This window comes from Streptomyces sp. NPDC030143 (assembly GCF_055573695.1).
Genome location: NZ_JBVIAY010000005.1, coordinates 321,135 through 332,098 on the forward strand (window position 1 = coordinate 321,135; position 10,964 = coordinate 332,098).

Genomic DNA, 10,964 nt, shown 5'->3' on the forward strand with positions numbered 1-10,964 from the left:
GTTGATCTGATGAACCCAAACTATGCAGAATGAGGTTCGGTAGATCAAGCTCATCACCGAAGGACATTCCGTGGACGACGTCGATCGCCAGCTGCTCGCCCTCCTCCAGGAGGACGCCTCCCGCTCGTACGCGGCGCTCGGACAGGCCGTCGGGCTGTCCGCGGGCGCGACCCACGAACGGGTCCGCAAGCTCCGTGAGCGGGGCGTCGTCCGCAGGACGACCGTCGACGTCGACCCGGCGGCGGTCGGCCGGGGCCTGCTCGCCTTCGTCATGGTGGAGTCGACGCGGTGGGTCGGTGACTCCGGCGACCGGTTCGCCGCCGTCCCGGAGATCCAGGAGGCGCACGTCGTCGCTGGCAGCGCCTCGGTCCTGGTCAAGGTGAGGACGGCGACGACGGAGCAGCTCCAGGACGTCCTGCGGCGCATCTACGCGATCGACGGGGTCAGCGGCGCCCGGGCCACCGTGGTGCTGGAGACCTTCTTCGAGCGTCCCGTCAGTCCGAGGACTCCTCCTGAGCCCCGGTGTTCGGAGTGATCGCGTCACCGGCCTCGCCGTCGTGGCGGCCGTCGCGGTGGCGGTCGGAGTCGGTGGTGCGGCGCTCGGCCTCCTCGATCTCCCGGAGGACCTCCTCGAGGGCGGACGTGGGGTGCTCCTCGGAGGGGTGCGGCGTGTCGGACACGGGTGGCTCCTTTCTCTGGGTGCCCCGGGCAGGGGCCCGGTTCAGTGCTGGGCGGCGGCCATGAGCAGCGGTACGGGCTCGGGCGGCGCCGCCTCCTCGGCGAGGCGGGTGACCTCCGCCCACCAGGACGCGCCGTCCTCGATGTGACGCAGCAGCACGCCCTCGCGGATCGCCCACGGGCACACGGTGACCGTCCGCAGCCCCATCAGTTTCATCGCCGTGTGGCCGACCACGGCGCCGGCCAGGCTCTGCGCGGCGCGCGGCGCGGAGATGCCGGGCAGCCGGGCGCGTTCGGCGGCGGGCAGCACCGCGAGCCGGGGAATGGCCTCGCCGAGGTCACGGCAGTCCAGCGTGCGGGCGACGAACGGTCCGTGCCGGCCGGGCGGAGCCCCGCACAGCCGGCCGAGCTGCTGGAAGGTGCGGGAGGTGACCACCGCCGTGCGCGGCCCCTCCCAGCGGATCCGCGCGGCCACGTCCCGCAGCTGGTGGCGCACCTTGCGCCGCAGCGCCTTGACCAGCTCGGGGGCGGGCGGGTCCTGCTCCGCGAAGAACTCGTGGGTCAGCCGGGCCGCCCCGAGCGGCAGCGAGGCCACGAAGTCGGGCAGCCGGCCCCGCCCGAACGCCACCTCGAACGAGCCGCCGCCGATGTCCATCAGCGCGAGCGGACCCGACCGCCAGCCCATCCAGCGCCGCGCCCCGAGGAACGTCAGCTCGGCCTCCACCTCGCCCGGCAGGGTGCACAGCGGCACTCCGGTGCGGGTGCGGACGGCGCGCAGCACCTCCTGGCGGTTGGGGGCGTTGCGCACCACGGCCGTCGCGAAGGCCAGCGGACTGGTCGCCCCCCACCGGGTCGCCGTCCGGCTCGCCGCCTCGACCGCGCCCACCAGCCGCTCCACGGCCTCCTCGGGGATCGCCTCCCCCGGCTTGCTCTGCTGGGACAGGCGCAGCCGCCACTTCGCGGTGTGCACGGGCAGCGGCACGCCGTCCTCCGCGTCCGCCACCACCAACCGCACCGTGTTCGATCCCACGTCCAGCACGCTGACTCTCATGGCCGGTCGAGTACCCAGGCGAGGGCCTCCATGCCCGCCGACGGGGCGCATCTCGGCCATCCCCGAGCGGCACCGGAGGCATCCGCGGCCACGTCAGGCGCGGGGCGCGGCGATGAGGGGGACCGCGCCACCTGGCAGAACCCTCCCGCGGCGCCCGCGCGGCCCGTTCGCGAAAACGGCGGGGTTTCGCCGGGACGGAGCGCGGGCCGGCGCGACGCCGGGTCCGGGGCCGACGGGCCGGACCGCATCACGGGGCACACCGGCGCCGCCGGTGGTGACGGGCGGCGCGCGAGGTCTCCGCCGTCAGGCAAGCTGTCGGCGCACCAGCTCGTGCAGCCGTCCGTCCGTGTCCGCCAGGAGCCGTGCGGGCGGGCCCTGCTCGGCGACCTTGCCGTTCTCCATCACCACCACCCGGTCGGCGTCCATCACCGTCGACAGGCGGTGGGCGATGACGATGCGGGTGGCGTGGAGCTTGCGGGTGCTCTCGATGACCGTGCGCTGCGTCTCGTTGTCGAGGGCGCTGGTCGCCTCGTCGAAGAAGAGGATGCGGGGGCGGCGGATCAGCGCCTGGGCGATCATCAGCCGCTGCCGCTGGCCGCCCGAGACCGACCCGCTGCCCGAGACGATCGTGTGCAGCCCCATCGGCATCCGCTTGATGTCCTCCGCGAGCCCCGCCATCTCGGCCGCCGTCATCGCCTCCTCCGGCGTGTACGCCTCGGTGCCGCAGATGACGTCCAGGATCGAACCGGTGAAGGGCTGGGCGTGCTGGAGCACGACCCCGCACTGACGGCGTACGGCGGACTGGTCGAGGGCCGCCAGGTCCTGGCCGTCGTACAGGACGCTGCCGGACAGCGGACGGTCGAAGCCGATGAGCAGGCGCAGCAGGGTCGACTTGCCGCAGCCGCTCGGGCCGACGACCGCCACGAACTCGCCCGGGCGCACCTCGAAGGACACGTCGTCCAGGACGAGGGGGCCGTCGTCGGAGTAGCGGAAGGACAGCCGGCGGGCCTCGACCGCGCCGGACAGCGGACCGGGGCGGGTGCTCGACGAGCGCACCTCCGGCGTCGCCTCCAGCACCGGACGGATCTCCTCGAACAGCGGCAGCGCCGCCACCGCCGACACGAACGCGCCGGTCAGCGAGGTGACCGCGGTCAGCAGCATCGTCATCGAGGTGTTGAAGGTGAGGAAGTCCGCCGCCGACAGCGCGCCGCGCGCCGGACCGGCCAGCAGCATGAACATCAGCAGCGAGCACAGCGGCAGGTAGACGGCGCCCAGCACCGAGTTGAGGTTCTTGATCCGGCCCAGCCGCTGCTGGAGTTCACGGCTGCGCGCGAACCGCTCCGCCCAGGCCGCGTACGCGTAGTTCTCGGCGGCGGCCACCCGCAGCTTCGGCAGCCCGCGCAGGGTCTGGAACGCCTGGTTGTTCAGCTTGTTGGAGAGCACCACCAGCCGCCTCTGCCAGCGCACCTGCCACAGTCCGAGCCCCAGGAAGACCGCGGCGACGACGACGAGCATGCCGATCGCCGCCAGCGCCATCGGCACGCTGAACCACAGCAGCAGCCCCAGGTTCATCGCGCCGATCGTCAGCGACTGCGCCACCGACGGGCCGAGCCCCGCCAGCAGCCGGCGGATCGCGCTGACGCCCATCGCGGCGCTGGCCAGTTCGCCCGTCGAGCGGTCGGCGAAGAACGTCGTCGGCAGCCTGAGCAGCCGGTCCCACACCGCCGGCTGGAGCGTCGCCTCGATCCGGCCCTCCAGCCGCAGGATGGTCAGGTTCTGCAACAGCAGGAACGCCGCCGTCACCACGCCGGTGACCATCACCGCCAGACAGACCTGCGCGATCAGGTTCTCCTGGGCCTTCGGCACGTACTCGCCGAGCACCTTGCCCGTGGCGATCGGCACCAGCGCACCGACGGCCACCGTGACTAGCCCGCTGAGCAGCAGGTGCGTCAGATCCCCCGACGTGCCGCGCATGCTGAAGCGCAGCAGTCCGAGCGGGCCCGGGGTCCGCTCGGGCAGCGGACGGTAGAACATCACGGCCCGCGGCTCGAACTCCTGCGCGTTGGCCTTCTCCACGGGCGTCTCCCGCCCGGTCGCCGGATGCACCGCGACATATCCGCCGCGCCTCCACAGCAACGCGACCGGCGCCCCCGACAGGGCCCGGTGACCCACCAGCGGGCCCACGTCGTCCCGCCACCACCGGCCGTCCAGGCGGACCGCGCGGGTGCGCACCCGGGAGGCGAGGGCGACCCGCTCGACCGGGTCCAGCCGGTCGTCGCCCGCACCCGTCGCGACGGGCTCGGCGAGGGTGATCCCGGCCGCCCGGGCGACCAGACGGCACGCGGCGAAGGTGGCGTCCGCGTCGGCGGCCGTCGTGCGCTTGTCCGACCGCCTGCCGATCGACGCCAGCAGGGTCAGGTCGGCCTGCGCGCGCACGGCCTCACCGGCCCTGATACCGGCGGCCGTGCGGCTCTCGTGGGTGCGCTCCACCTGCTCGATCCAGCGGTCGAGCGTGGTCAGCAGCCGGTACTGCTGGTCCACCATGGACTGCCACACCGCCGGGTCCATCAGCAGGTCCGCGGCGGCCTCCGCGCCGTACAGCGAGCCGTACTGGACGCTGCCGGGCGGCACCTGCATCCAGAACACGTCGTCGTCCTCCGTGCTCGCGTACGCCCGCACGGGGGCGGCCCCGTCCTCGGCCGGCCCCTCGGTGGCCATCGGCGCCTGGAACAGGACCGACAGACCGCGGCCCACGCCGAGGGCGAGCGCGTACTCCAGCGGGCTCGTCGTCGGCGGAACGTACCGGGGATTGCCGTACTCGTCGTACGACCAGGTCTGGGTGCCCGCCGGCTGGTACAGCTCGCGCAGGTTGACGCGGTGCACCACGCAGTCGCGCGACGGGCGTGCCACCAGGGTGTGCTGGGGGCCGGCGACCGGGCCGAGCAGCAGGGAGCCCGCCTCGAGGCGGCCCAGGTGGTGCCAGTGCCCCTGCTGTCCGGCGTCCACCGCGAACAGGTCCAGCGCGCCGGCCGCGACCAGCCACAGCACCTGCGGGCCCTCCAGGTCCAGCCGGCTGAAGCCCGCGCAGTCGATGCGCGCGCCGCTCTGCCCGAGCGCGCCGAGGACGAGATCTCCTTCGTGCATGGCCGTCACCGCTCCCTGACCAGTGCCGCGTACGCCCCGCCGCGCGCCACGAGGTCCTCGTGCCGTCCGCGCTCCACGACCGTGCCGTGCTGCAGGACGACGATCTCGTCGCTGTCGCGCACGGTGCTCAGCCGGTGCGCGATCACCACGCACGCGCAGCCGCGCCGGCGTAGGTTGTCCATCACGACCTGCTCTGTCTCCGCGTCCAGTGCGCTGGTCACCTCGTCGAGCACGAGGATGCTGGGCCGGCGCACCAGCGCCCGCGCGATCTCCAGGCGCTGGCGCTGACCGCCGGAGAAGTTGCGGCCGTCCTGCTCGACCCTGCTGTGGATGCCGCCCGGCCGGCGCGTCACGACGTCGTACAGGGCCGCGTCGCGCAGGGCGTCCACGACCGCGTCGTCCGGGATCGACGGGTCCCACAGCGCCACGTTGTCGCGGACCGTGCCCTCGAAGAGGAACACCTCCTGGTCGACGAAGGAGACGGAGGCGGCGAGGGCGCCGCGCGGAATGTCCTCCAGACGCCGGCCGTCGATGCGGATCACGCCCTCCCACGGCGCGTACAGACCGGAGATCAGCCGGGACACCGTCGACTTGCCGCTGCCCGAGCCGCCGACCAGCGCCACCTGCTGCCCCGGCCCGACGGTGAGGTCGAAACCGGACAGCAGCGGCTTGTCCAGCGGGCTGTAGCCGAAGGTGATGTTCTGCAGTTCGACGTGGCCGTGCAGCCGGCGCGTGGAGTCGGCGCCGCCGGGCCGGTCGTAGAGCGGGTCGGCGCGGAAGTTCTCCACGTCCTTCAGCCGGGCCACGTCCGCCGCGAAGTCCTGGATGCGGCCCGCGACGCCGTTGAGCCGGGTCAGCGGCGCGGTGAACCGGGTGACCAGCGCCTGGAAGGCGACCAGCAGGCCCACCGAGATGTGGCCCTCGATCGCCCGCATCCCGCCGATCCACAGGATCAGCGCACTGTTCAGCGTGGCGAGCGTCGGCGCGACCACGCCCAGCCAGGCACTCGGCACCCCGAGCCGCTGCTGCTCCTCCAGCGTGGTGGCGTGCTGCCCGGCCCACTTGCGGAAGTAGCCGTCCTCCCCGCCGGTCGCCTTCATCGTCTCGATCAGCTGCAGGCCGGTGTACGCCGTGTTGGTGAGCCGCGCGTTGTCCGCGCGCAGCTTCGCCGTACGGGTCGCGCGCAGCCGGATCACGACCCGCATGGCGGCGATGTTCAGCAGGGCCACGCCGACGCCGACGAACGTCAGCTGCGGGTCGTAGGTGTAGAGGAGGACCGCGTACAGGACGACGACCACCGCGTCCACGCCCGCCGAGGCGAGGTCGCGCGCCAGCGTCTCGGCGACCGCGTCGTTCGACTGGAGGCGCTGTACCAGGTCGGCCGGGCTGCGCTGGGAGAAGAAGGTCACCGGCAGCCGCAGCAGATGCCGCAGGAAGCGGGCGCTGGAGAGCGTCGAGGAGATGATCCGGCCGTGATGCAGGTTGGCCTGCTGCAGCCAGGTCAGTGCGACCGTGAACAGCACGCACGCGCCCATGGACAGGAACAGCACGTCCAGCAGCGAGCTCTGGCCGCCGATCAGGAACATGTCGATGTAGGTCCGGCTCAGCGCCGGCACCGCCGCGCCCACCAGGACCAGCAGCAGGCTCGCCAGGACGGCGGCCGGCAGGGTGCCCGCGGTGCCGCGCAGCCGGGCGGGCATCGCGCCCAGCACACCCGGCCGGCGTCCGCCCCGCTCGAAGCCCTCGTCGGGCTCCAGCACCAGCACCACGCCGGTGAAGCTGCCGTCGAAGTCCTCCATCGTCACGAAACGCCGGCCCTTGCCGGGGTCGTTGACGAACACGCCCCGGCGGCCGAAGCGGCGGCCCATGCCGTCGTAGACGACGTAGTGGTTGAACTCCCAGAACAGGATGGCGGGCGCCGTCACCCGGGAGAGCGCCGCCAGGTCCATCTGCATGCCCTTGGCGGTCAGGCCGTAACTGCGGGCCGCCTTCAGCAGGTTGCTCGCCCGCGAGCCGTCCCGGGACACGCCGCACGCGATGCGCAGCTCCTCCAGCGGGACGTGCCGGCCGTAGTGGCCGAGGACCATGGCGAGCGAGGCGGCCCCGCACTCCACGGCCTCCATCTGGAGCACGGTCGGCGTACGGACGGTCTTCCCCCGCCCCTTGGGGACGGTGCGCCGGGGCGGGGCGGCCCGGCGTCTGCCCCGGGTCTCCTGAGCGGTGTTCACGGCAGCAGCCAATCGACGGGACGCTGGTCGGCCAGCCGGATCGAACCCGTGGCCATGGTCATGGAGGTGAGCGCGAAGGGCGGACCGTCCGCGGAGGACCACCGGTAGCCGCTCTTCGTTGACGTCGAGGGGTCGAGCCGGACCAGGACGGCCACCGGCCGGCCCTTGCGCGTGAACTGCTCGCCGAGCTGGCTGTCGCCGAGGAACGCGGCGATCTGCCGCGCCGACTGCGCCGTGCGGTCCACCGACGCCACGTGACCGCGCAACACGCCGTACCGCTGCGACGGCACGGTCTGCACGGTCAGGTCGACGGAGGCGTTCGGCGGGATGGAGGCCGCGCTCTCCGCCGGGACGTACACCGTCGCGTACAGCGGGTCGTCGGCGGCGGCGACCTTCTCCACCGCGGCGACGTTCGCGCCGGTCGAGATGATCTGCCCGATGGTCGCGGCGAGCGCGGTGACGCGGCCCGCGGCGATCGTGCGCACCACGGTGTCGCCCTGCGCCGTGCGCACCTTCAGCACGGGGGAGTCGGCGGGCAGCCGCCTGCCCTCCGTCGCGAGCACGGCGGTGACCTGGCCGGCGACGGGGCTCTGCAGGATGTAGCTGCCCTCGCCGTGGGTGAGGACGGCCGGGGCGCTCACGGTGGAGGTGACCGAGCCGGTCACGGCCCACACGGTCGCGGCCGCGAGGGCGATCACGGTCACGGTCAGCACCAGCCAGCCCTGAGGGCGCGCGAAACGCACCGGCAGGTCGAGTTGCTCCGGCGACTGGAGCTTGGCGAGGGCCTGTTGGCGGAACTGCACGGGACTTCCCTCACCGGTCGAAGAGCTTCACGGCATCGCCGAGTCCCGGAACCGCAGGCGGCGGCTCCGGGACTCGGCGGTCACACGGGTGCGATCAGAGACCGGCGACCAGGTTGGTGACCGGGGCGGTGTTCAGGCCGGTCACACCCTCGACGGTGCCGACGCCCGTGTCGACCAGAGCGGAGACCGGGGCGACGCCGTCCACCAGGCCGGTGACGGTGCCGACGGCGTTCACGGACAGGCCGCCGGAGACGTTGTCGAGGTCCGCGTCGGAGATCTCGACGGTCTCAACCTGGGGGGTGGAGTTCATGGTGGAACTTCCCTTCATATGGATATCTCTCAAGGGGGGAGCGGCCCCCTCTGGGGACAGACGACGGCCGCGACCGCGGACACCGGGCACCCGTCTCCGGGAGCCCCGCAAAGCCCTGCGGTGCGATGGATCAAAGCAGGTCCGCGGCCGACGCTGCGAATCAAGCACCGCTCTCACCAGGGCACTTGCATCACAGATCCGTTGAACGGTGCAGGAGTGGCCACGTCTTGTCGGCGACTTCTTCACACCTCGGACGAGGTTCACCGCGTCGGGCGAGGGGGTCGTCACGGCGAATCCGACACTCCCGCCCCAATGGCGTGGCGGGCGCCGTCGACTTGTGCAGAAGCCCCGCTTCCGGTGACCTGCTTGAGCAATCGCTGTGCAGATTCTCTGAAGCAGGGATTCCGCTCCCTGACCTGAACGGACCGTCACTGACCGGTGGCGTTGCGTCCACTTGCCGGTGGGCGCCGACGGGGCGTCAGCCCAGCAGGGCGTAGACCGTGCTCGCCCGCGCCGCCAGTTCCCCCGTCCGCTCGGCCGTCATCGTGATGTCGGCGAACGCCATGCGCCGCCCGAGTTTGGTCAGGACCGACTCGATCAGGACATCCGAGTCGGTCACCGGGCGCTGGAACGACGTGGACTGCTGCACCGTCGTCATCGGCCCGTAGGCCCCCCGCGCCGCCGACACCGCGATCACGGTGGCGGTGTCCGCCGCCGCCATCAACGCCTGGCCCGACAGCCCCCCGCCCTCCCGCGCCAGCTCCTGTGACCAGGGCAGACGCAGAGTCGCCCGATCCTGTCCGAGGGCCTGGACCGACAGGCCCAGGGCGAGCACCCAGGGCGCGAAGCTGCCGGAAAGGATCTTGTCGGCTTCAGCGGTCGTCATCGTCATATGGGCGATTGTTCCCCGGGCGGCCGCACGGGACGCGCGCCATGGCCGATTCACGATTGCGCACAGGAACCCGGCGAACGGAGTTGAACGCGCCACGCGCCCCGTGCGTACTCACCGGCAACCAGGCGCCGCTGTACGGAGCTGCCGACCACGGCAGCACGAGACCCCGTCCCCCCAGGAGGTCGAGAAAAGTTGAGTCACAAGCGAATTCCGAAGCGCAAGGCCGCGATCGCGGTAGGCGGCGTGGCGGCGCTCGGAGCGGCGGCGCTCCTGCTCCCCAACGCCAACGCCTCGCAGGACGGCGGCAACACCGCCGCGGCCGCGCCCAGGACCCTGAAGGCGGCCGACGCCTCGGACCTCGCCGCGCAGCTCGAGAACCTGCTCGGTGACGCCTTCGCCGGCTCGTACTACGACTCCGGGCAGCAGCAGCTCGTCGTCAACGTGGTGAACGCCTCCGGCGACGAGAACAACGTGATCGTGCAGGCCAAGAAGGCCGGAGCGCAGGTCCGCGAGGTCGGCAACAGCACGGCCGAACTGAAGGCCGCGTCGCAGACCCTCAAGGCCGAGGCGACCATCCCGGGCACCTCGTGGGCGGTCGACCCCCGGACGAACAAGATCCTCGTCACGGCCGACTCAACGGTCACCGGCGCCAAGTGGGACCAGCTGGAGTCCACCGTCAAGAGCCTCGGCGCGGAGACGGCGACCATCAAGAAGTCGGCCGGCACCTTCAAGACCTTCGCCTCCGGCGGCGACGCCATCTTCGGCGGCGGAGCGCGCTGCTCCCTCGGCTTCAACGTCACCGCCGGCGACGGTTCTCCGGCCTTCCTGACGGCCGGTCACTGCGGGGTCGCGGAAGAGCAGTGGTCCGACGCCGAGGGCGGCGAGCCGATCGCCACCGTCGACCAGGCGACCTTCCCCGGCGCGGGCGACTTCGCGCTCGTGAAGTACGACGACCCGGCCACCGAGGCGCCGAGCGAGGTCAACCTCGGCCAGCAGACGGTCCAGATCACCGAGGCCGCCGAGGCGACGGTCGGCACGCAGGTCTTCCGCATGGGCAGCACGACCGGTCTGGCCGACGGTCAGGTCCTCGGTCTCGACGCCACGGTGAACTACCCCGAGGGCACCGTCACCGGTCTCATCCAGACCAACGTCTGCGCCGAGCCCGGCGACAGCGGCGGCTCGCTCTTCACCCAGGACGGCCTCGCGATAGGCCTGACCTCGGGCGGCAGCGGCGACTGCACCGTCGGCGGCGAGACGTTCTTCCAGCCGGTGACCACCGCCCTCGAGGCGGTCGGCGCGACCCTCGGCAACGCCGGTGCGGGCGCGGGCGCGGGCGCGGGTGCCGGCGAGGCCGGCGGCGGTGAGGCCGGCGCCGGCGACGCGGGCGCGGGCGGGGAAGCCGGGGCCGGAGCCGGTGAGGAGCCCGGCGCGGGCCAGGAGGTCGGCGGCCAGGAAGCCGGGGCCGGTCAGGAGGCCGGTGCCGGAGCCGGTGAGCAGGCCGGCGGCCAGGACGTCGGCGGCGAACAGGCCGGAGCCGGTGCCGGGGCCGAGGACCAGAACGGCGCGGGCCGGCAGGACGACGCCGCAGTGAACGAGAACCACTGACCCCACCCCCGCACCGCGGCGGACCCACCGTCGGCCCGGCACCGACCGCGGCCGACGGTGTCACGGTCCGGCCCTCCCACCCGGGGGTCCGGACCGCCGCCCGGACCGAACCCCCGGGCACCCGGGCGCGCGGGGACGCGGGGACGCGGGGACGCGGGGACGCGGGGACGCGGGGACGCGGGGACGCGGGGGGGGGGGGGGGGAAAGCCCGTCTTCCCCCGCACCCCACACCACCAAAACGACACCCCCTCCA

Annotated in this window: 9 protein-coding genes; 2 read left to right on the plus strand and 7 right to left on the minus strand. The window is 73.0% G+C overall.

The window, feature by feature from the left end; genetic code table 11:
• The first annotated feature begins 70 nt into the window (after positions 1-70).
• Entirely contained in the window at positions 71-535 is a 465-nt protein-coding gene (locus ACZ4YY_RS12065; protein ID WP_468287406.1) for an Lrp/AsnC family transcriptional regulator, read from the plus strand.
• Here the strand turns inward: ACZ4YY_RS12065 and ACZ4YY_RS12070 are convergent.
• The 7 genes from ACZ4YY_RS12070 to ACZ4YY_RS12100 form a co-directional block, all read right to left on the minus strand.
• Positions 495-680, minus strand: coding sequence for a hypothetical protein (locus tag ACZ4YY_RS12070; RefSeq protein ID WP_468287409.1), 186 nt, complete (start codon positions 678-680; stop codon positions 495-497). The two genes, ACZ4YY_RS12065 and ACZ4YY_RS12070, sit on opposite strands and share 41 nt — an antisense overlap.
• 41 nt (positions 681-721) lie before the next feature.
• On the minus strand, positions 722-1,729 hold the full coding sequence (locus tag ACZ4YY_RS12075; RefSeq protein ID WP_468287412.1) for a Ppx/GppA family phosphatase: 1,008 nt from the start codon (positions 1,727-1,729) through the stop codon (positions 722-724).
• Between the two features lie 303 nt (positions 1,730-2,032).
• Positions 2,033-4,882, minus strand: a complete 2,850-nt coding sequence (locus ACZ4YY_RS12080; protein ID WP_468287415.1) for an NHLP bacteriocin export ABC transporter permease/ATPase subunit — start codon at positions 4,880-4,882, stop codon at positions 2,033-2,035.
• Complete coding sequence (locus tag ACZ4YY_RS12085; protein ID WP_468287417.1) at positions 4,879-7,101, minus strand: NHLP family bacteriocin export ABC transporter peptidase/permease/ATPase subunit; 2,223 nt, start codon at positions 7,099-7,101, stop codon at positions 4,879-4,881. Before ACZ4YY_RS12085 ends, ACZ4YY_RS12080 begins: the two co-directional genes overlap by 4 nt.
• The gene (locus tag ACZ4YY_RS12090) at positions 7,098-7,904 is read right to left on the minus strand and encodes a hypothetical protein (RefSeq protein WP_468287420.1); all 807 of its coding nucleotides are present in this window, start codon (positions 7,902-7,904) and stop codon (positions 7,098-7,100) included. The genes ACZ4YY_RS12085 and ACZ4YY_RS12090 overlap by 4 nt, the downstream gene beginning before the upstream one ends.
• Before the next feature lie 94 nt (positions 7,905-7,998).
• Positions 7,999-8,214, minus strand: coding sequence for a type A2 lantipeptide (locus tag ACZ4YY_RS12095; RefSeq protein WP_468287423.1), 216 nt, complete (start codon positions 8,212-8,214; stop codon positions 7,999-8,001).
• A gap of 478 nt (positions 8,215-8,692) precedes the next feature.
• Positions 8,693-9,106 (minus strand): PaaI family thioesterase, encoded by a 414-nt coding sequence (locus ACZ4YY_RS12100; RefSeq protein ID WP_468287426.1) that lies wholly within the window; start codon positions 9,104-9,106, stop codon positions 8,693-8,695.
• Between the two features lie 192 nt (positions 9,107-9,298).
• On the opposite strand from ACZ4YY_RS12100, the gene ACZ4YY_RS12105 reads away from it, so the two are divergent.
• Positions 9,299-10,711, plus strand: coding sequence for a S1 family peptidase (locus tag ACZ4YY_RS12105; RefSeq protein WP_468287429.1), 1,413 nt, complete (start codon positions 9,299-9,301; stop codon positions 10,709-10,711).
• The last annotated feature ends 253 nt before the right edge of the window (positions 10,712-10,964 follow it).